Origin of the sequence: Rahnella sp. PCH160 (assembly GCF_047784855.1) — a bacterium.
Taxonomy (GTDB): Bacteria; Pseudomonadota; Gammaproteobacteria; order Enterobacterales; family Enterobacteriaceae; genus Rahnella.
Genome location: NZ_JBLOGT010000001.1, coordinates 1136297 through 1158164, shown reverse-complemented (window position 1 = coordinate 1158164; position 21868 = coordinate 1136297). Strand labels below are relative to the sequence as shown.

Here is a 21868-nt window from a genome sequence, read left to right as displayed (position 1 = left end):
GGTCATACCCGATGATTTTTTAATGCATCAAGAATATGGCGACACGCGTGTCCGTCGCCATAAGGATTGTGCGCCCGGCTCATACTGTTGTATTCGTTTTCATCGCTCAGCAGACGGTTCACTTCCTTAACAATTTTTGCAGGATCAGTGCCAACCAGACGTACCGTACCGGCATCGACGGCTTCCGGACGCTCTGTGGTTTCCCGCATCACCAGCACCGGTTTACCCAGCGAAGGCGCTTCTTCTTGTACACCGCCTGAATCCGTCAGGATCAGATAGGCCTTATCCATCAGATAAACGAAAGGCAGGTAATCCTGCGGGTCGATCAACACAATATTGTCGATGCCCGCCAGAATGCGGTTTACCGGCTCACTGACGTTAGGATTAAGGTGTACCGGATAAACAATCTGAACATCCGGATGCTGGCGGGCGATATCGGCCAGCGCCGAGCAAATCCGCTCAAAACCGCCACCAAAACTTTCACGGCGGTGACCCGTCACGAGGATCAGTTTTTTATTGGCATCGAGGAACGGGTAAGTATTGGCCAGTTGCTGCGCCAGAGACGCATCGCTGTTAAAGCGATCGCGGACCCACAGCAGCGCATCAATTACCGTATTGCCGGTGACGAAAATGCGACTTTCGGGAATATTTTCCCGCGTCAGATTCGAACGGGCATTTTCCGTCGGGGCAAAATGCCAGCGCGCCAGATGACCGGTCAGCAGTCGATTGCCTTCTTCCGGCCACGGCGAAGAAAGGTCGCCCGTGCGCAGGCCAGCTTCCACATGGCCGACCGAAATCTGATGGTAAAAAGCCGCCAGACTCGCGGACAGCGTCGTAGTGGTATCGCCATGAACCAGCACAACGTCCGGTTTAAATTCATCAAGCACTGGCTTCAGGCCGGTCAGAATACGGCTGGTGATTTCCGTCAGACCCTGCCCCGGTTTCATAATATTGAGGTCATAATCGGGCGTAATCTCAAACAGACGCAGTACCTGATCGAGCATTTCACGGTGCTGCGCCGTGACACAAACTTTAGATTCAAAAGCCGCATCCTGCGACAAAGCAAGCACCAGCGGCGCCATTTTAATGGCCTCCGGACGGGTGCCAAAAATCGTCAACACTTTCACAATGTGTTTCTCTTATTTTTACGACGCGTCAGGGCAACTCCTGCCCCGATTAAACCACCGACAATCCCCCACATAATCATCAGTAACACACGGCGGGGACTGTCACGTTTTACAGGTTCTTCAGGTGTTCTGAGATAACGGTAAGTCTGGAATTTAGCGGTGAGGGTTGGGCCAACGTTCAGCGTTGAAAGCATGGCGCGGTTCTGGTCGTAATCCAGATCATAACCCGGCCCGGAGGCCTGCAATAATTCCAGACGCGCTTTCAACATAGGCACCCCCAGCAGAAACATGTCGGAATCCGGCAGTTCTTCGGCTGGCGTATCCGTGACGCTTTTAGTGATATTTTGCTGTTGGGCAATTTTCAGCGCCTGCCCGGTGTTATTCACCGTGCGTTTGAAAATGCTCTGCGCCACCTCTTCCTGCCGTTTGACCTGCGCTTTCATCGACTGTGTTCGGGCAGCCCACGCGCCCTGCAACTCATCGTACAAATGTTGCGCCGCGCGCTGGCTGGCGAAATCAACATACTGGCGCAACAGTTTATTGGCATCAGCGGCATCTTCTGCCGTCAGTTTCACAATGTCATTCGGGACTTTGGTTGCATCACGCGGCGTAAACTGAATATCGTTAATCAGGTCATCAAGCAAAACGGCATCCGCACGCGCATCATTTTCCTGACGTTGCTTGTAATAAGGACTTTGCAGCCAGAAATCACGACGGGTGTCGTAGGCGGCCAGTTGCATCACAAATTCATTATAGGATTCATCAGAGATCGGCGGACGACCGGTATCCAACGGCGGCGCGGTGCGCATATCCAGATTACGCAGGAACTGCGCCTGTGAGAAATAGGACGATAAATTGTTTACTGTTGGGCGATCGGTAATGGCTGTCGAACTCCACTCCTGCTTCATCAGATAAGAGGAGCCCAGAGCCACTAACGCGAACAATACGGCCAGACCTGCAATCCAAAATTTACCTTTCCATAAGGTGCAGCACAAACCACGAATATCGAGCTCGTTTTCGATGTCACGATCATTCTGGTTTCTTATCATTTCTGGTTTATCCACAGCCAGTTTGCCCTTGCGTAAAAGAGGAATTATTGAGGAGATGAACGGCGCAAACGTCTTTTAACACGTTTGATAAACCGGGCCACACGCCAGGCGTGCTTTATGCAAACGCCATACAACAGGAAAGCAACGAAGAATAAAGCCAGCATGGCCCATTCAGGCACGAAGGACAGATGTTCGCCTATCACGCCAACCGCAGCCAAAAGTGCGGCTGCCACGGTAATTAACATAAAGGCCTGACGGGAAGTAAAACCGGCACGCATGATCAAATGATGAATGTGCTGACGATCGGCAGAAAACGGGCTCATGCCTTTGCGCAGACGGCGGTACATGATGGCAACCATGTCCATCAGAGGGATCGCGATAAGCCAGAGCGCGGTTACCGGGTTCATCGGATGCGTTTCGCCCTGCGTGCTTTGCAGCAGGATCCAAATCACCGTAAAGCCAATCAGCGTACTGCCCGCATCGCCCATGAACACTTTATAACGAGGGCCGAAAACGCCCAGGTTAAGCAGGATATAAGGCAAGATAGCGGCAATCATGGCAAAGCACCAAAGCGCCAGTTCCATGTGCCCGCTGCCATACATAATGATGCCTAAAGAACCGAAACTGACGCAGGATAATCCGCCCAGCAACCCGTCGATGCCATCCACCATGTTAAAGGCGTTGATCGCAGCCCACACGGCAAACAGGGTCACCAGATAACCAAACGGCCCGAGCGCCATTTCCCATGGGCCGATCAGATGCCCGAGATTGCGCAGCGTAAGATTTGTAAAGCTCATCATGGCGACAGCGACCACGGCCTGCACCATTGCACGAATTTTTACACTGATATCGTAGCGGTCATCCAGCGCACCGACCAGCACGAGCAGGCCCGCACAGGCGAGATAAAGGTTGCCATGAGGAATGACATAGCTGGTGATAAGAAAGGCGAAACAAACCCCTGCATACACAGAAATACCGCCGACCAGCGGGATCAACCCCTGATGGCGTTTGCGGAAATTGGGTTTGTCTACGAGTCCGATTTTATTCGCTGCCTTCCGGGCAACAAACAGAAACAGAAATGAAAATACAAAAACAATGGCAAGCTCAGTACTCATAGTGAGTAAGTTCACAGTTAAGAGGTCTCTTCTGCAAAAATAAGGTGCGCGGAATCCAGAAAATCATAAACCTCGCAGCCTTAAATCAAATCCTATGGTGACAGTTATGGTTTTGTCTCAGGCAAGACCTTATCTGTTGCCATTTCTTGGGCAGTAAACCGATAAAATAAAGAAAGGGCACTGGAAAAACCATCAGCTATTATCCGAATAGTCTGACAATTTCACCAAAGTAGCATTATGGTAGCTACCAAAAGCAAAAAACGCCACGGCTTAGCGTGGCGTTAGTTTGCGTTTTACACCAAATTACGAACGTTTCATCATATCGAAGAAGTCGTCATTGGTTTTCGTCATGGCAAGTTTGTTGATGAGGAATTCCATTGCATCAATCTCACCCATCGGGTGAATGATTTTACGCAGGATCCACATCTTCTGCAGTTCTTCCGACGTGGTCAGCAGCTCTTCTTTACGGGTACCAGAGCGGTTGTAGTCGATTGCAGGGAAGACACGTTTCTCAGCAATTTTACGCGCCAGATGCAATTCCATGTTGCCGGTACCTTTAAATTCTTCATAGATAACTTCATCCATTTTAGAACCGGTATCGACCAGCGCGGTCGCGATGATAGTCAGGCTGCCGCCCTCTTCCACGTTACGTGCTGCACCGAAGAAACGTTTCGGACGGTGTAAGGCGTTGGCATCCACACCACCGGTCAGCACTTTACCTGATGACGGAACCACGGTGTTGTATGCACGCGCCAGACGGGTAATGGAGTCCAGCAGGATGATAACGTCTTTCTTGTGCTCAACCAGGCGTTTCGCTTTTTCGATGACCATTTCAGCCACCTGAACGTGGCGGGATGCCGGCTCATCAAAGGTAGAAGCTATAACTTCACCTTTAACCAGACGCTGCATCTCGGTCACTTCTTCCGGACGTTCGTCAATCAGCAGAACCATCAGCACACAATCAGGATGGTTGTACGCAATGCTGGTGGCGATGTTCTGCAGCAGCATGGTTTTACCCGCTTTCGGCGGAGCAACAATCAGACCACGCTGACCACGGCCAATCGGAGAGGCCAGATCCAGTACACGCGCGGTTAAATCTTCAGTTGAACCATTACCACGTTCCATACGCAGACGTGAATTTGCATGCAGAGGGGTTAAGTTTTCGAACAGGATTTTGTTGCGGGCGTTTTCGGGTTTGTCGTAGTTAACTTCGTTAACTTTCAACAGGGCAAAATAACGTTCACCTTCTTTCGGTGGGCGGATTTTACCGGAAATAGTGTCGCCAGTGCGAAGGTTGAAGCGGCGAATTTGGCTTGGAGATACGTAGATGTCGTCGGGGCCTGCGAGGTAGGAACTGTCTCCGGAGCGGAGGAAACCAAATCCATCCTGCAATATCTCCAGTACGCCATCACCGAAGATGTCTTCTCCGCTTTTCGCATGCTGCTTCAATATTGAAAAGATTATGTCTTGCTTGCGCATGCGGGCCTGGTTTTCCAGCCCCATATTTTCGCCGAGTGCAATCAGATCAGAGACCGGCGTATTCTTTAATTCGGTAAGATTCATAATGGTGGGTTCTTAAACTCGGGGTATGTCTCGAACATCTGTCGTGAATGGGTATGGCAGGGTCATCCGTGCCTGTTTGTTGTATGACACTTCAAATCACAGCTTTGAAATCCAGCCGCAGGCAGACGCTCGCGGGCGATATTCTAGAGGGGCAAACTGATATTGAAGGTGTCTTAAAGCCGATTTTGTTAAAACCGTTAGATGGTCAAGCACAGTGCCAGTTCAATTTAATTATTATTCAAAGAAACTTATAGGCAGATGTTTTTGACACAACAGAGTAAAACGTAAGAATTAAACTACAGGTAAGCTCTATTTGCAGTAAGCGTAAACTTAGCACGCTTCTTGACAGGCGTCTAGCGGACAATGTGAAAAACACGGCAGCCCGCTAAACACCTGGCTTGGGTCATCCCGACCGACTACAGATTAGCTGTTAAGAACTCTTTCAGCTGACCTTTCGAGAGTGCGCCAACTTTAGTTGCTGCGACTTCGCCGCCTTTAAATAACAGCAGGGTAGGAATACCACGGATGCCGTATTTAGGTGCAGTACCTGGGTTTTCGTCGATGTTCAGCTTCGCGATAGTCAGCTTGCCTTCGAACTCAGTGGCAATTTCATCCAGAATCGGAGCGATCATTTTACAAGGACCACACCATTCTGCCCAGAAATCGACCAGCACCAGCCCTTCGGCTTTCAATACGTCGTTGTCGAAACTGTCATCGGTCAGGTGAATAATTTTATCGCTCATGTTTACTCCAAAGGATTATCTTTACCTTGTTGATGTAGCATTAACCAACAGTAGGTTGACTTTATTTCACCGGATACGCTTTCGTAAAGCAATAGTTAGCTGATATTCTACCACACTATGAGCAAAACACACTTGACCGAACAGAAGTTTTCCGACTTCGCCCTGCACCCGCTAGCAGTTGAAGCCCTTGAAAAGAAAGGGTTCCATTACTGTACGCCTATTCAGGCATTGGCATTGCCGATCACGCTCGCTGGGCGTGATGTTGCAGGTCAGGCGCAAACCGGTACCGGCAAGACGCTGGCTTTTTTGGCGTCTACTTTCCATTATCTGCTTTCTCACCCTGCTGCGGAAGGTCGTCAGACTAACCAGCCGCGTGCCTTGATCATGGCACCTACGCGTGAACTCGCGGTGCAGATCCACTCCGATGCCGAAGCATTATCCGAATCTACCGGGCTGAAATTAGGCCTGGCCTACGGCGGCGACGGTTACGACAAACAGCTTAAAGTGCTGGAAAGCGGCGTGGACATCCTGATCGGAACCACTGGCCGTTTAATCGATTACACCAAACAGAACCACGTCGACCTGGGCGCGATCCAAGTAGTGGTGCTGGATGAAGCAGACCGTATGTTCGATCTGGGCTTCATCAAAGATATCCGCTGGATCTTCCGCCGGATGCCACCTGCGACTCAACGCCTCAACATGCTTTTCTCAGCAACCCTTTCCTATCGTGTGAAAGAACTGGCGTTCGAAAACATGAATAATGCCGAGTCGATTGAGATCGAACCGGAGCAAAAGACCGGTCACCGAATCCAGGAAGAACTGTTCTATCCTTCAAATGAAGAAAAAATGCGCCTGCTACAGACGCTTATTGAAGAAGAATGGCCAGACCGCTGCATCATTTTTGCAAATACCAAGCACCGTTGTGAAGACGTCTGGGGCCATCTGGCTGCCGACGGCCATCGCGTAGGTTTGCTGACCGGCGATGTCCCACAGAAGAAGCGCCTGCGCGTTCTGGAAGACTTCACCAAAGGCACGCTGGACATTCTGGTTGCGACTGACGTTGCTGCCCGTGGTCTGCACATTCCGGCTGTTACGCACGTCTTTAACTATGACCTGCCTGACGACTGTGAAGACTACGTTCACCGTATTGGCCGTACCGGCCGTGCGGGTCTGAGCGGTCACTCCATCAGTCTGGCCTGTGAAGAGTATGCGCTGAACCTGACGGCAATCGAAAACTACACCGGCCACAGTATTCCGGTCAGCAAATACAGCAGCGAAGCGCTGTTATCTGATTTGCCTGCGCCGAAACGTCTGGCTCGCTCACGCACCGGGAACGGTCCGCGTCGTAACAGTAATTCGTCGTCGCGTCGCAGCAGCAGCGCACCACGTAGCAACCGTAAACGTCCGGGCTGATAACCTATGCTAAGCTCCACCTCACTGTATGCAGCAATTGATCTGGGCTCTAACAGCTTTCACATGCTGGTTGTTCGTGAGGTGGCAGGCAGTATCCAGACCCTCGCCAGAATTAAACGCAAAGTGCGTCTGGCTGCCGGTCTGGATAAGCAAAATCTGCTTTCTCAGGAAGCCATGCAACGTGGCTGGCAATGTCTGAAGCTGTTTTCCGAAAGATTGCAGGATATTCCCCGCGAACAAATCCGCGTCGTTGCGACTGCAACGCTGCGGCTTGCCAGTAATGCTGACGAATTTTTGGGTAAAGCTCAGGAAATCCTCGGTTGTCCGATTCAGGTCATTGCCGGCGAAGAAGAAGCCCGTCTGATTTATCACGGCGTTGCCCATACCACGGGTGGCCCGGATAAACGTCTGGTCGTTGATATTGGCGGTGGCAGTACAGAGCTGGTCACCGGTACCGGCGCACAGGCCACCACGCTTTTCAGCCTTTCGATGGGCTGCGTGACCTGGCTGGAACGCTATTTTACAGACCGGAATCTCGCCAAAGAAAACTTCGATCAGGCCGAACAGGCCGCGATCGACATGATCCTGCCGGTTGCTCCTCAGTTGATCGCCAATGGCTGGCAGATTTGTGTCGGTGCTTCCGGCACAGTTCAGGCACTGCAGGAAATCATGGTCGCTCAGGGTATGGATGAGCGTATTACGCTGCCGAAACTTCAACAGCTCAAACAGCGCGCGATTCAGTGCGGAAAACTGGAAGAGCTGGAAATTGAAGGCCTGACGCTTGAGCGTGCGCTGGTTTTCCCAAGCGGTCTGTCGATTCTCATCGCCATTTTCAAAACCCTGAATATCGAAACCATGACGCTGGCCGGTGGCGCACTGCGTGAAGGTCTGGTTTACGGCATGTTGCATCTGCCGATTGAACAGGATATTCGCCAGCGCACATTGCGTAATCTGCAACGTCGCTATCTGCTTGATAATGAACAGGCACAGCGCGTGGCACAGCTTGCAGAGAACTTCTCGTTGCAGGTGGCGCAGGAATGGAAGCTCGATGCCCGCGCCCGTGAGCTGCTTAACAGCGCCTGTCTGATCCACGAAATCGGGCTGAGCGTTGACTTCAAAAAAGCGCCACAACATGCCGCTTATCTGATCCGTCATTTAGACTTGCCGGGCTTTACGCCGGCGCAGAAAAAGCTGCTGGCGACGCTGTTGCAGAACCAGAATGGAATGCTCGATTTACCGTTGCTCAATGAGCAAAACGCCGTGCCGCCGCGTCAGGCACAACGTCTTTGTCGCATTCTCCGGCTCGCCATTATCTTTGCCAGCCGTCGTCGCGACGATACGTTGCCCGCCGTGCGTTTACGGGCAAATGACGATGAACTGAACGTGATTGTGCCGCAGGGCTGGCTGGCTCAGCATCCGCTGCGTGCAGAAGAGCTGGAACAGGAAAGCCACTGGCAAAGTTATGTCCACTGGCCGCTGTTCGTCGAAGAACAGCTCTGATTTCTGCAAAAAATACGTTACCGACCGAGGCAGGGCTTATCCCCTGCCTTTTCTTTGTCTGTCAGTTTCCGCCTTTGGCTTTCGCCAGCTGCTCACGGATCTTCTCAAGATGGCTTTGGCCTTTTACCATCCGCTCCTGCGCACTGACCACTTTACGTTCACTTTCCCAGGCTAAATCATCCTGCGGCAGTTCCATCAGGAAGCGGCTGGGTTCCGGACGGATTAATTCACCGTACTGGCGGCGTTCGCGGCAAAGTGTAAACGTCAGCTCTTTTTGGGCGCGGGTAATTCCTACATACGCCAGACGGCGTTCTTCATCGACATTGTCTTCATCGATACTGCTCTGGTGCGGCAATAATCCCTCTTCCATCCCGACCAGAAACACATAGGGGAACTCCAGACCTTTCGAGGCGTGCAGCGTCATCAGCTGAACCTGATCCAGCTCTTCGTCGTTTTCACCGCGTTCCATCATGTCGCGCAACGTAAAGCGCGTGACCACCTGAGTGAGCGTCATCGGCTCATCGAGATCAGTGCCTTCGAGCATTTCAGTCATCCAGCTGAACAGCTGATTGACGTTTTTCATGCGCATTTCCGCCGCTTTCGGGCTCGGCGAGGTTTCGAACAACCAGCTTTCGTAATCGATGCCGTGGATCAGATCCCGTACCGCCGCGACCGGTTCGCGTTCGGCCAGTTCGGAAAGAGTGCCCATCCAGTGCGTGAATCGTTGCAGGGATTCCAGACCGCGCCCGGTCAGATACTGGCTCAGCCCCATATCGAAACTGGCTTTGAATAAACCTTTGTTGCGCTGATTCGCCCATTCGCCGAGTTTTTGCAGCGTCGCGGCACCGATTTCACGACGCGGCGTATTCACGATACGCAGAAACGCGCTGTCGTCGTCAGGGTTGGTCAGGACGCGCAGATAGGCCAGCAGGTCTTTAATCTCAGGCCGCGAGAAGAACGACGTGCCGCCGGAAATGCGGTACGGAATGCGGTTTTGCATCAGCATTTTTTCAAACAGGCGCGACTGGTGATTACCCCGGTACAAAATCGCGTAATCGCCATAGCCGGTTTTGTTGATGAAGTGATGCGCAATCAGTTCGCCAACCACGCGTTCGGCTTCGTGATCTTCGTTGTTGGCGGTCACCACTTTCAGTGTTTCGCCGTAACCCAGTTCAGAGAAAAGCCGCTTCTCAAATACATGCGGATTGTTGGCGATCAGGATGTTGGCCGCTTTCAGAATTCGCTGCGAGGAACGGTAATTCTGCTCGAGCTTAACCACCTGCAACTGCGGGAAATCTTCTTTCAGCAGCACCAGGTTTTGTGGCCGTGCACCGCGCCAGGAGTAAATGGACTGATCGTCGTCGCCGACCACGGTAAAACGCGCGCGGTTGCCGACCAGCAGTTTCACCATCATGTACTGACTGGTGTTGGTGTCCTGATATTCATCGACCAGCAGATAACGCAATTTGTTCTGCCAGCGCTCGCGCACTTCTTCATTCTTCTGCAACAGCAGCGTCGGCAGCAGGATCAGGTCATCAAAATCGAGAATATTACAGGCACGCATATGGTCATGATAAAGCCCGTAGCAGTGCGCAAAGATCTGATCACGTTCCGAACGCGCAAGACCTGCCGCATGAGAGGGATCAACCAGATCGTTCTTCCAGTTTGAGATCGTCGAGATCAGCTGTTGCAACAGCGTTTTGTCGTTTTCCAGCCACTTCTCGCTCAGCTCTTTGAGCAGCGCCAGTTGGTCCTGATCGTCGAACAGGGAGAAATTGGATTTCATGCCCAGCGCGGCAAATTCGCGTTTGATAATTTCCAGCCCAAGCGTATGGAAAGTCGCGATCAGCAAGCCGCGTGCTTCTTTACGCCCAAGGGTTTGCGCCACACGCTCTTTCATCTCGCGCGCCGCTTTATTGGTGAAGGTCACGGCCGCGATGTGGCGGGCCTGATAGCCGCACTCACGGATCAGGTGTGCGATTTTATTGGTAATCACCCTGGTTTTGCCGGAGCCAGCCCCCGCCAGAACCAGGCAGGGCCCGGTGACGAATTCGACGGCATGTTGTTGGCTGGGGTTTAATCGCATGGCGTATTTTTGCTCACCTGATGGACAAGGACGGCGATTGTAGCAGAAACGCCGCCTGAGATTGACAGCCTTTACGGTGCAATTTGTGATGTCTGGAATGCAGGCCGGAGTCCACATACAACGTTGCAGATGTTACATTACGCCCCTGGAAACACTCTCGCATAAAAGGTCTCAATCATGGCAAAAACTGCTGCAGCAATGCATATCCTTGTTAAGGAAGAAGCACAGGCGCTTGATCTTCTGGAACAGCTGAAGAACGGTGGCGATTTCGAAAAACTGGCGAAAAAACATTCTACCTGCCCGTCAGGCAAAAAAGGCGGTCATTTAGGTGAATTCAAACAAGGCGCAATGGTACCCGCTTTCGATAAAGTGGTTTTCTCTGCACCGCTGATCGAGCCACAAGGCCCGCTGCACACCCAGTTCGGCTACCACATCATTAAGATCCTGTACCGCAACTGAGTTTCCGTTCCGGCGCAGTAAAAAGAAAGGGCACCGCATTTTCATGCAGTGCCCTTTTCTATTTCTATTTCGCTAAGCTGTTGGCAAAAATTAACTCGCAACCGCGATGCGTTTCATATCCGTCATATAACCACGTAAAGTGCGACCGATTGACTCGATTGGGTGGTTGCGGATAGCTTCGTTAACGTCACGCAGCTGCGCGTTATCAACCTGAGTTTCTGCAACAGATTTACCCAAATCACCCGCCTGCAGGGTGGTCATGAACTCTTTCAGCAACGGGACTGCTGCGTTAGCAAACAGGTAGTTACCGTATTCTGCGGTATCAGAGATAACCACGTTCATTTCGTACAGACGCTTACGCGCAACGGTGTTGGCGATCAGCGGCAGTTCGTGCAGTGATTCGTAGTAAGCAGATTCTTCGATGATGCCGGAAGCCACCATGGTTTCGAAGGCCAGCTCAACGCCCGCTTTCACCATCGCAATCATCACAACGCCGTGGTCGAAGTATTCCTGCTCAGAAATTTTACCGTCGAACTGTGGTGCGTTTTCGAACGCCGTTGCGCCCGTCTCTTCACGCCAGGTCAGCAGGTTTTTGTCGTCGTTCGCCCAGTCAGCCATCATGCCGCTGGAGAATTCGCCGGAGATAATGTCGTCCATGTGTTTCTGGAACAGCGGCGCCATGATCTCTTTCAGTTGTTCAGACAGTGCATAAGCACGCAGTTTCGCCGGGTTGGACAAACGATCCATCATCAGCGTGATGCCGCCTTGTTTCAGCGCTTCGGTGATGGTTTCCCAACCGAATTGCAGCAGTTTTTCTGCATAAGCTTCATCAACACCTTCAGCAACCAGTTTGTCGAAGCACAGCAGGGAACCGGCCTGCAACATACCGCACAGGATAGTCTGCTCGCCCATCAGGTCAGATTTTACTTCTGCAACGAAGGAAGATTGCAGAACGCCAGCACGGTGGCCTCCCGTTGCTGCTGCCCAGGCTTTAGCAATGGCCATGCCTTCGCCTTTCGGGTCGTTTTCCGGGTGAACGGCGATCAGCGTCGGAACACCGAAACCACGTTTGTATTCTTCGCGAACTTCAGTACCCGGACATTTTGGTGCAACCATCACGACGGTGATGTCTTTACGGATTTGCTCGCCCACTTCAACGATGTTGAAACCGTGTGAGTAACCCAGCGTTGCGCCGTCTTTCATCAGGGGCTGAACCGCTTTAACCACAGCGCTGTGCTGTTTGTCTGGCGTCAGGTTAACCACCAGGTCAGCCTGTGGGATCAGTTCTTCGTAGGTGCCGACTTTGAAGCCGTTTTCGGTCGCTTTACGCCATGAAGCACGCTTCTCAGCAATCGCTTCTGCACGCAGGGTGTAGGAAACATCCAGACCGGAATCACGCATGTTCAGACCCTGGTTCAGGCCCTGTGCGCCACAGCCTACAATCACCACTTTTTTACCTTTGAGGTAGCTGGCTTCGTCCGCGAATTCATCGCGACCCATAAAGCGGCATTTGCCCAGTTGTGCCAGCTGCTGACGCAGGTTCAGTGTGTTGAAATAGTTAGCCATGTCTTGCTCCGTTCTATCGAGGTAAGTGCTGTTATTTTTTGTTTCACCGGTGAGCCGGTGAACGCCGTGAATTCACTATATGTCATGCGACACATTGCTTAAATTGATATATTACGAAGATGACGTTGCAAAAAATGCAATGTACTTCGTTTGACCTTTGCGTCACTAAAATGCCGGGACCTCTTTATGGACTTACGTGATCTGAAACTGTTCTTACATCTGGCGGAAAGCCGCCATTTTGGCCGTTCGTCGAAGGCGATGCATGTCAGCCCGTCAACGCTGTCTCGCCAGATCCAGCGGCTGGAAGAAGAGCTCGGCCAGCCGTTATTTCAGCGTGACAACCGCACCGTGCAACTGACCAGCGCGGGTGAACAGCTCAAAACTTTTGCCCAGCAAACGCTGCTGAGTTACCAGCAATTGCGCAGCGGTCTGGATCAGCATGGCCCGACGCTCAGTGGCGAGCTGCGGCTGTTCTGCTCGGTCACCGCCGCGTACAGCCATCTGCCGCCCATTCTTGACCGCTTCCGCGCGCAACATCCGCTGGTCGAAATTAAACTGACCACCGGCGACGCCGCCGATGCGGTCGAAAAAGTTCAGTCCACCGAAGCGGACTTAGGGATTGCAGGCCGCCCGGAAAGTTTGCCGGGCAGCGTGGATTTCACGCAGATCGGCGAAATCCCGATGATCCTGATTTCTCCTTCTCTGCCGGGTGCGGTCCGAACGCAGGTCAGCGTGCCGCATCCCGACTGGTCGCAAATTCCGTTTATCCTTCCTGAACATGGCCCGGCGCGAAAACGTATCGATGTCTGGTTCAAACATAACCGCCTCAGCAATCCGCTGATATACGCCACGGTGTCCGGCCATGAAGCCATTGTGTCGATGGTCGCGCTCGGTTGCGGCATCGCGCTCATTCCGTCGGTGGTTGTCGATAACAGCCCGGAACCGGTGCGCAACCGTATTTCTATTCTGGATAACGTCACGCTCGGCGCACCACTGGAACTGGGCGTCTGCGTGCAGAAAAAACGCCTGAACGAACCGCTGATCGAGGCGTTCTGGCAGTTGTTATAACGCGCGTTCACGACAAAATGATGGCAAAGAAAAAGGGCCCGTTCGGGCCCTTCGGTTTTTAGCCCGCCAGGAAGAAGCGGAACGCAGGATTATCACTTTCGTTATGACAGTCATACCCCAGCGCCGTCAGGTTCTTCTCGAACTCCGGCTCTTCTTCGTTCAACTCAAACGCGGCCAGCACACGGCCAAAATCGGTGCCGTGACTGCGATAATGGAACAGCGAAATATTCCAGTGCGTGCCCAGCGTATGCAGGAATTTCAGCAACGCGCCCGGTGATTCCGGGAACTCGAAGCTGTAAAGCCGCTCGCGCAGAGGCTTGGTTGGACGCCCGCCGACCATGTAACGTACATGCAGCTTCGCCATTTCATCATCAGATAAATCTACGACCTGATAACCGTCATGATTCAGCTCGGCAATGATTTCCTGCCGCTCTGCGTGGCCGCGTGTGAGACGCACACCCACGAAAATGCAGGCGTTGTCAGCGTCGGCGTAACGGTAGTTGAATTCCGTTACCGAACGGCCACCGAGCAACTGGCAGAATTTCAGGAAGCTGCCTTTGCGTTCGGGAATGGTCACCGCCAGCAAGGCTTCGCGTTGTTCGCCCAGTTCGCAGCGCTCAGACACATAACGCAGGCCGTGGAAATTCACGTTCGCGCCGGAAAGAATATGCGCCAGACGTTCGCCCTTGATGTTGTGCTGCTGCACGTATTTCTTCATGCCTGCCAGCGCCAGCGCCCCGGAAGGCTCAGCGATAGCGCGGACATCTTCGAACAAATCTTTGACCGCCGCGCAGATGGAATCGCTGTCGACGGTGATCACGTCATCGAGATATTCACGGCACAGGCGGAAGGTTTCGTTACCGATACGCTTCACGGCCACGCCCTCAGCGAACAGCCCGACACGCGCCAGATCAACCGGTTCACCGGCATCCAGCGCCGCTCGCAGGCAGGCTGAATCTTCGGCTTCGACACCGATCACTTTGATTTGAGGCATCAGTTGCTTGATTAACACGGCGACGCCAGCGGCCAGGCCGCCACCGCCAACCGGCACGAATACGCGGTCAAGATGCGCATCCTGTTGCAGCAATTCCATCGCCAGCGTGCCTTGCCCGGCGATCACCGCAGGATGATCAAACGGTGGCACAAAGGTCATGCCCCGCTGTTGTGAAAGCTCAATGGCTTTGCCTTTGGCTTCGTCGAAATTCGCGCCAAACAACAGCACTTCACCACCGAAATTACGTACCGCATCGACTTTGATATCCGCTGTGGCAACCGGCATGACAATCAGAGATTTAATGCCTTTTTTGGTCGCCGACAGCGCAACGCCCTGTGCGTGATTTCCGGCAGAAGCCGTGATCACGCCACGCGCAGCCTGTTCTTCCGTCAGGCTGGCAATCATGGAGTACGCGCCGCGCAGTTTAAAACTGTGAACAGCCTGGCGGTCTTCCCTCTTCACCAGAACAGTGTTGCCCAACCGGGAAGAGATCTTTTCCATGACCTGCAAAGGCGTAACCTGTGCGACTTCATAAACCGGCGCACGCAGCACAGCGCGCAGATATTCTGCGCCGCACGGCTGGTCGGGTAGAGGTTGTGATACCGCCATGACCTTTAGCCTCCCAGCTTAGACTTGTCGCGAACAGCACCTTTGTCAGCACTGGTTGCCAGCATCGCGTAAGCACGCAGCGCATAAGACACCACACGTTCACGATTTTTCGGCGTCCAGGCTTTGTCGCCACGCGCCAGTTCGGCTTCATGACGGGCAGCCAGTTCAGCCGCAGGAACGTCGAGCACCATGCTGCGGTTAGGGATATCGATGTCGATCATGTCGCCATCTTCCACCAGCGCAATCAGGCCGCCACTGCCCGCTTCCGGAGAAACGTGGCCGATAGACAAGCCTGAAGTCCCGCCGGAGAAACGACCGTCAGTGATCAGCGCACATTCTTTGCCCAGACCCATGGATTTCAGGTAGGTGGTCGGATACAGCATTTCCTGCATGCCCGGCCCGCCTTTCGGCCCTTCGTAGCGGATCACCACCACGTCACCGGAAACCACTTTGCCGCCGAGGATCGCAGCGACTGCATCATCCTGGCTTTCGTAGACTTTGGCCGGACCACGGAACACCAGGTTGGATTTATCCACGCCTGCGGTTTTAACAATACTGCCCGCTTCGGCGATGTTGCCGTAAAGCACGGCCAGACCGCCTTCCAGACTGAACGCATTTTCCAGCGAGCGGATACAGCCTTCGGCGCGGTCATCGTCCAGCGTGTCCCAGCGGCAATCCTGTGAGAAAGCCTGCGTGGTACGGATACCTGCCGGGCCCGCACGGAACATTTTTTTCACGGCTTCATCTTTGGTCAGCATGATGTCGTACTGTTCCAGCGTCTCAGTCAGGCTCAGACCCAGAATGTTTTTGACATCGCGGTTAAGCAGGTTAGCGCGGTCCAGTTCACCGAGGATGGCAAGCACGCCACCGGCGCGGTGAACGTCTTCCATATGATATTTCGGGGTGCTCGGCGCCACTTTACACAGGTGCGGTACGATACGGGACAGACGGTCGATATCTGTCATATCGAATTCGATTCCGCCTTCCTGCGCCGCAGCCAGTAAGTGCAGAACGGTGTTGGTCGAGCCACCCATCGCGATATCCAGGATCATGGCGTTTTCGAATGCGGCTTTGCTGGCGATGTTACGTGGCAACGCGCTTTCGTCGTCCTGCTCATAATAGCGTTTGGTCAGTTCAACGATACGGCGACCGGCATTGAGGAACAAATCGCGGCGGTCAGCGTGAGTCGCCAGCAATGAACCGTTACCCGGCTGAGACAGGCCCAGCGCTTCGGTCAGACAGTTCATGGAGTTAGCCGTGAACATCCCGGAACAGGAACCGCACGTCGGGCAGGCAGAACGTTCGATTTGTTCGCTGTCGGCGTCGCTGACGTTCGGGTTTGCGCCCTGAATCATCGCATCGACCAGATCGAGTTTGATGATTTTGTCGGACAGCTTGGTTTTACCGGCTTCCATCGGGCCGCCGGAAACGAAGATCACCGGAATGTTCAGGCGCAAAGACGCCATTAACATCCCCGGGGTGATTTTGTCGCAGTTGGAAATACACACCATGGCATCGGCGCAGTGCGCGTTCACCATGTATTCCACGGAGTCTGCAATCAGCTCGCGTGAAGGCAGTGAATACAGCATGCCGCCATGACCCATGGCGATCCCGTCATCCACGGCAATGGTGTTGAACTCTTTGGCCACGCCGCCGGAGGCTTCGATTTGCTCGGCAACCAGTTTGCCCAGATCACGCAGATGGACGTGGCCCGGAACGAACTGGGTAAAGGAGTTAACAACGGCAATAATGGGCTTACCGAAATCATCGTCGGTCATGCCGGTGGCACGCCATAAAGCGCGGGCGCCAGCCATGTTGCGGCCATGTGTCGTGGTATGGGAACGGTACTTAGGCATGCTCTATTCACTCCAAATCATTTCTGTTTAGCGGGCGGCGATTGCGCCGCCAGCATAATTCTTGTTCTTGAAACTATTGCGGGTTGATTGGATCCAGCCAACCCCATTTGTCTTCGGTTTTACCGGTGAACAGACCGAAGAACGCATCCTGAATTTGTTTGGTGACCGGACCACGTTTACCGATGCCGACCTGAATGCCGTCAACACTGCGAACCGGCGTGATTTCTGCGGCCGTACCGGACATAAAGACTTCGTCAGCCAGATACAAAGATTCGCGGGACAGAACTTGCTCGCGCACTTCCAGACCCATGTCTTTCGCCAGTTTAATAATCGCATCACGGGTGATGCCCGGCAGCGCAGAAGAGGTGAACGGAGGCGTAAACAGAATGCCCTCTTTTACTTCGAACAGGTTTTCGCCTGCGCCTTCAGACACGTAGCCGTGAATGTCCAGCGCGATACCTTCCTGATAGCCGTGGCGGCGTGCTTCGCTGCCTACCAGCAGAGAGGACAGGTAGTTACCCCCGGCTTTCGCCGCCGTAGGAATGGTGTTGGCGGCAACGCGGTTCCATGAAGAAACCATTGCGTCGATCCCCTGTTCGAGCGCTTCTTCGCCCAGATACGCACCCCAGGGGAAAGCGGCAATGATCACGTCAGTTTTGTAGCCATCCGGCGGGTTTACGCCCATACCGACATCGCCCACGAAGACCAGCGGACGAATATACGCGCTGACCAGATTGTTTTTGCGCAGGGTTTCGCGGCAGGCTTCCATCAGTTCATCAACGCTTTGGGAAACTGGCATACGGTAGATTTTTGCGGAATCGCGCAGACGCTGCATGTGTTCACGGTGACGGAATACGACCGGCCCTTTATGGGAGTCGTAGCAACGCACGCCTTCGAAGACGGAGGTGCCGTAATGCAATGCGTGTGACATGACGTGTACTTTCGCTTCTGCCCACGGAACCATCTCGCCATTGAACCAAATGTAATCAGCTTTCTTCGTCATTCTCTCGTTCCTTTACTCACGCATTCGCGCGTATTTGTTGTGATGTATGTTGCTGGATCTCGACACAGGCGACATCCATAAGTTTGCTTAACTGTGAAGACAGTAAATCTACCGGCCGCTGGCTGGCAACGGTCAATTCGATATTTATATTTTCTGCATTGACCATCGGGGTCATGTTCATTGCGCACACCTGAAAACCACGGTGGCGGACAACGCGTAATACGCGTTCTAACATTTCTGGGCGGAAACGGGCCTGGATTGAGACGTTATGCTGCATCATGACATTTTCTCCAACATGGTTTCGTTGCCTGCGCCCGGTGGAACCAGGGGCCAGACATTTTCATTTTCGTCGATGGAGACATGAAGCAAATACGGGCCTTTGCTGTTGAAAAAGGCATCCAGTGCGGCATCGACTTGATCTTTACGGCTGATACGCTGGCCGGGGATATTGAATGCGCTGGCCAGCGTCACAAAATCGGGGTTATCAGAGAGGTTGGTTTCACTAAAGCGTCCGTCGAAGAACAATTCCTGCCACTGTCGGACCATCCCTAACCGCTGGTTATCCAGCAGCAGGATTTTAACGGGCAACTGTTTTCGTTTGATGGTGCCCAGCTCCTGAACGTTCATCATGAATGAACCGTCGCCGGAAACGCAGATCACCATGTCATCCGGACGCGCAACCTGTGCGCCAACGGCAGCAGGAACGCCAAAGCCCATCGTGCCCAGACCGCTGGACGTGATGAAGTTTTCCGGGCGGGTGAACTGCATATGCTGCGCGGTCCACATCTGATGCTGGCCGACGTCGGTGGTAACAACGGTATTGGCGGATTTGCGGTCGGAAACTTGTTTCAGCAGCAGTGGTGCGTAAATGGCTTCGCCCGGATGGTCGTAACGCCATTCGCCCTGCGCTTTCAGGGTCATCACTTCATCGCGCCAGGCATTGATGTTCAGCGGCTGTTGCAGCGCCGGTAACAACGCATTCAGATCCCCCTGCAACGCAACGTGCGCCTGGCGCAGTTTGTTCAGCTCCGCCGGGTCGATATCCATGTGGATCACGGCGGCGTACGGCGCGAAGGTATTCAGTTTACCGGTCACGCGGTCATCAAAACGCGCACCGACGGCAATCAGTAAATCACAGGACTGAACGGCCAGATTCGCCGCTTTAGTGCCATGCATCCCCAGCATACCCAGATAGCACGGGTCGCTGGCATCCGGCGCGCCTAAGCCTTTCAGCGTGGCAACCGCAGGAATACCGGTCGCCGAGATAAATTCACGCAAAGCGGGAACCGCCTGCGCGATGCCCACACCGCCGCCCACGTACAGCATTGGTTTTTGCGCCGCAGCAATCATCGCGCTGGCTTGTTTCAGTTCAGCAGCCGGGTGCGGGAAGGTTTCTTCGACCGCGACCAGATGCGGCGGTAATTCGCCAACTGCTAACTGGATATCTTTCGGGATGTCGATCAGAACCGGACCCGGACGGCCTGAGCTGGCGATGGCGAACGCTTCGGCCATGATTTCCGGCAGCGCTTCCAGAGATTCCACCAGGAAGCTGTGTTTGGTGCAGGCCAGGGACAAACCTAAAACGTCGATTTCCTGGAAGGCGTCGGTGCCGATAAACGCGGAACTGACTTGCCCGGTGATAGCGACCAGCGGAACGGAATCGAGCAGCGCATCAGCCAGACCGGTGATCAGGTTGGTCGCGCCGGGGCCGGAAGTGGCGATGCAAACGCCGACTTTTCCGGTAGAACGGGCATAGCCGATGGCGGCCATTGCGGCACCTTGCTCGTGCCGGCACAACAGGTGTTCCACGCCGCCGTCATACAATGCATCGTATACCGGCATGATTGCCCCGCCAGGATAACCAAATACTGTATTTACACCCTGCGCACGCAACGCTTGTACTACCCACTGTGCTCCGTTCATCTTTATTCTCCTGCCTTTTTGCGACAAGTGCAGAATATTATGCTGTTGCTCATTTTCCGACCCCGCTTCACTGTTCTCTGAAATACCTGAACCCAAAAAAAAACCCCGGACCTTTCGGTGCGGGGTTTCTTTTCAGGTTCAGGCTTGTTTAATAAGCCTTTCTTCGTCCAAGTGCAGCCCCGCACGGTGGGATAATAATCACCACCACGCTAATCACGACTAGGCTAACTACGAGGAGAAGGGCTTTCATTTTTTAGTTTCTATAATTCATATTGCGAACGATTGCCTACAGAGTTATCACAGTAATGCATTTAATGACAACACTTTTCTTGCGTTATTATTTGCGACGTGCTGCACAATCCGACAAAAATAATCTGAAAAATCAAACCTTAGCAGGCCGATCTGTTCTCTGATTATTTATTGCTCCCGTGATCGCTTTTCCACGCGTATCCCGCCCGAATGCAACCAGTACAGAAATCACGATCGCCACCGTCCCGGCGACAATCGCCATCGCCAGCCCGTAGTTATGTCCGTGACTTTCGGCGATGCTTGCCTGTAGGGTCGCATTAACCGACGCCAGCAGATTCCCGAGCTGATAAACAAATCCGGGCAAGACGGCGCGGGTGTTCGCGGGCACCAGCTCAGTGAGATAAGACGGCACAACGCCCCACGCGCCCTGCACCATAAACTGCATCAGGAACGCGCCCAGGCCGATGGTCCAGGTTCCGCTGGAAAATGCCCACAGAGGGATCACAGGCAAAGACAGTAAGGCCGCGATAATAATGGCTTTTTTGCGGCCAATTTTCTCCGAAAGCGTCCCAAAGAAGATACCGCCGATGATCGACGCAATAGTGTAACCGATGGCGATCAGGCTGACCGTATGCGCATCAAAACCGTGCTGAACTTTCAGGAATGACGGGTAAAGATCCTGCGTTCCGTGGCTGAAGAAATTGAAGGCCGCCATCAGCACGACCAGATAAACACAGAGTTTCCAGTGTGATTTGAGTACCGGCAGCAGCGCGGTGCTTTCCTTGCGTTCGCGGGCGGCAAGCCAGACCGGCGATTCCTGCACTTTGAACCAGATAAAAGGCAGCAGGAAAATGGGCACAGCGCCGATGACAAACATTCCGCGCCAGCCGACCATCTCCGAAAACAGCCCGTAAACTACCGCCGCCAGCAGATACCCGAACGGGTAGCCGGCCTGAAAAATACCGGACATCATGCCGCGTGAACGGTCAGGAATGGTTTCCATCGCCAGTGAAGAGGCCACGCCCCAGACGCCGCCCATCGCCACGCCGTAAATTACGCGCAGGATCAGGAAAACGGTCAGTGAAGGCGCAGCTGCCGTGCAGAGTTCAAAAACGGAAAAGCAGGCAATATTCACCATCAGCACCGGTTTACGCCCGTATTTTTCCGCGGCCCGCCCGAACACCAGCGCGCCGATGGGCCGCACCGCCAGTGTCAGCAAAATCGCCAGTGTGACTTCTTTGATATCGACATGAAAGGCTGTCGCTATATCACTGAGCAGAAAGACTAAAATGAAGAAATCGAAAGCATCGAGCGTCCAGCTTAAAAAGCTGGCGATGGCAACATTACGCTGCCGGGAGGTCCAACCAAACATGGGTTTATCCCTATTCCGGAATAGCTGTAGGCAGTGCACTCACTGAACTGTTCCGGAAAATCCTCAGCGAGGCAGAGAGATGTTAATCAATGATTGATGTTTGTTTCTTTATTGTTAAATACATCAAGATTAAACACCGCTGCCTGTATAAACAGCAACTTAATTAGCCCGCT

General features: G+C 53.3%; 18 protein-coding genes. 4 read left to right on the top strand and 14 right to left on the bottom strand.

The annotated features are described in order from the left end of the window. Positions 1-2 precede the first annotated feature (2 nt). The 5 genes from wecB to trxA all read right to left on the bottom strand — a co-directional run bounded on the left by wecB (position 3) and on the right by trxA (position 5597). On the bottom strand, positions 3-1127 hold the full coding sequence (gene wecB, locus ACM5QY_RS05300) for a non-hydrolyzing UDP-N-acetylglucosamine 2-epimerase (RefSeq protein ID WP_416119544.1): 1125 nt from the start codon (positions 1125-1127) through the stop codon (positions 3-5). Further along, positions 1124-2176: an ECA polysaccharide chain length modulation protein gene (gene wzzE, locus ACM5QY_RS05295; protein WP_416119543.1), complete on the bottom strand. Its 1053-nt coding sequence runs from the start codon at positions 2174-2176 to the stop codon at positions 1124-1126. Before wzzE ends, wecB begins: the two co-directional genes overlap by 4 nt. A gap of 44 nt (positions 2177-2220) precedes the next feature. Further along, positions 2221-3306 (bottom strand): UDP-N-acetylglucosamine--undecaprenyl-phosphate N-acetylglucosaminephosphotransferase, encoded by a 1086-nt coding sequence (gene wecA / locus ACM5QY_RS05290; RefSeq protein WP_416119541.1) that lies wholly within the window; start codon positions 3304-3306, stop codon positions 2221-2223. A 288-nt stretch (positions 3307-3594) separates the two neighbouring features. Continuing rightward, a complete protein-coding gene (gene rho / locus ACM5QY_RS05285; RefSeq protein WP_104924033.1) occupies positions 3595-4854 on the bottom strand; it encodes a transcription termination factor Rho in 1260 nt (419 codons plus the stop codon). Between the two features lie 416 nt (positions 4855-5270). Continuing rightward, positions 5271-5597, bottom strand: a complete 327-nt coding sequence (gene trxA, locus ACM5QY_RS05280) for a thioredoxin TrxA (protein ID WP_013577537.1) — start codon at positions 5595-5597, stop codon at positions 5271-5273. A 117-nt stretch (positions 5598-5714) separates the two neighbouring features. Between trxA and rhlB the strand changes: the two genes are divergently transcribed. Further along, a complete protein-coding gene (gene rhlB / locus ACM5QY_RS05275; protein ID WP_416119539.1) occupies positions 5715-7010 on the top strand; it encodes an ATP-dependent RNA helicase RhlB in 1296 nt (431 codons plus the stop codon). A gap of 6 nt (positions 7011-7016) precedes the next feature. Then, entirely contained in the window at positions 7017-8510 is a 1494-nt protein-coding gene (gppA, locus tag ACM5QY_RS05270) for a guanosine-5'-triphosphate,3'-diphosphate diphosphatase (RefSeq protein WP_416119538.1), read from the top strand. Between the two features lie 61 nt (positions 8511-8571). Here gppA and rep read toward each other — a convergent pair whose 3' ends face one another. Continuing rightward, positions 8572-10596 (bottom strand): DNA helicase Rep, encoded by a 2025-nt coding sequence (rep, locus tag ACM5QY_RS05265; protein ID WP_416119536.1) that lies wholly within the window; start codon positions 10594-10596, stop codon positions 8572-8574. A gap of 177 nt (positions 10597-10773) precedes the next feature. Here rep and ppiC point away from each other — a divergent pair, with 177 nt between their 5' ends. Next, positions 10774-11055, top strand: coding sequence for a peptidylprolyl isomerase PpiC (gene ppiC / locus ACM5QY_RS05260; protein ID WP_015690589.1), 282 nt, complete (start codon positions 10774-10776; stop codon positions 11053-11055). A gap of 90 nt (positions 11056-11145) precedes the next feature. Here ppiC and ilvC read toward each other — a convergent pair whose 3' ends face one another. Continuing rightward, positions 11146-12621: a ketol-acid reductoisomerase gene (ilvC, locus tag ACM5QY_RS05255; RefSeq protein ID WP_104924029.1), complete on the bottom strand. Its 1476-nt coding sequence runs from the start codon at positions 12619-12621 to the stop codon at positions 11146-11148. 186 nt (positions 12622-12807) lie between these two features. On the opposite strand from ilvC, the gene ilvY reads away from it, so the two are divergent. Next, the gene (ilvY, locus tag ACM5QY_RS05250) at positions 12808-13689 is read left to right on the top strand and encodes an HTH-type transcriptional activator IlvY (protein WP_416119534.1); all 882 of its coding nucleotides are present in this window, start codon (positions 12808-12810) and stop codon (positions 13687-13689) included. Positions 13690-13747: 58 nt separating this feature from the next. Here ilvY and ilvA read toward each other — a convergent pair whose 3' ends face one another. From ilvA to ACM5QY_RS05215, 7 genes are all read right to left on the bottom strand, one after another. Beyond that, the gene (ilvA, locus tag ACM5QY_RS05245) at positions 13748-15292 is read right to left on the bottom strand and encodes a threonine ammonia-lyase, biosynthetic (protein WP_416119533.1); all 1545 of its coding nucleotides are present in this window, start codon (positions 15290-15292) and stop codon (positions 13748-13750) included. Between the two features lie 5 nt (positions 15293-15297). Beyond that, a complete protein-coding gene (gene ilvD, locus ACM5QY_RS05240; protein ID WP_416119532.1) occupies positions 15298-17148 on the bottom strand; it encodes a dihydroxy-acid dehydratase in 1851 nt (616 codons plus the stop codon). A gap of 73 nt (positions 17149-17221) precedes the next feature. Beyond that, positions 17222-18151: a branched-chain amino acid transaminase gene (locus tag ACM5QY_RS05235; RefSeq protein WP_104924025.1), complete on the bottom strand. Its 930-nt coding sequence runs from the start codon at positions 18149-18151 to the stop codon at positions 17222-17224. Positions 18152-18167: 16 nt separating this feature from the next. Beyond that, the gene (ilvM, locus tag ACM5QY_RS05230) at positions 18168-18431 is read right to left on the bottom strand and encodes an acetolactate synthase 2 small subunit (RefSeq protein ID WP_101079476.1); all 264 of its coding nucleotides are present in this window, start codon (positions 18429-18431) and stop codon (positions 18168-18170) included. Next, on the bottom strand, positions 18428-20074 hold the full coding sequence (gene ilvG / locus ACM5QY_RS05225) for an acetolactate synthase 2 catalytic subunit (RefSeq protein WP_416119531.1): 1647 nt from the start codon (positions 20072-20074) through the stop codon (positions 18428-18430). Before ilvG ends, ilvM begins: the two co-directional genes overlap by 4 nt. A 148-nt stretch (positions 20075-20222) precedes the next feature. Continuing rightward, complete coding sequence (ilvL, locus tag ACM5QY_RS05220; RefSeq protein WP_015699153.1) at positions 20223-20324, bottom strand: ilv operon leader peptide; 102 nt, start codon at positions 20322-20324, stop codon at positions 20223-20225. 132 nt (positions 20325-20456) lie between these two features. Further along, positions 20457-21695, bottom strand: a complete 1239-nt coding sequence (locus ACM5QY_RS05215; RefSeq protein WP_416119530.1) for an MFS transporter — start codon at positions 21693-21695, stop codon at positions 20457-20459. Positions 21696-21868 lie beyond the last annotated feature (173 nt).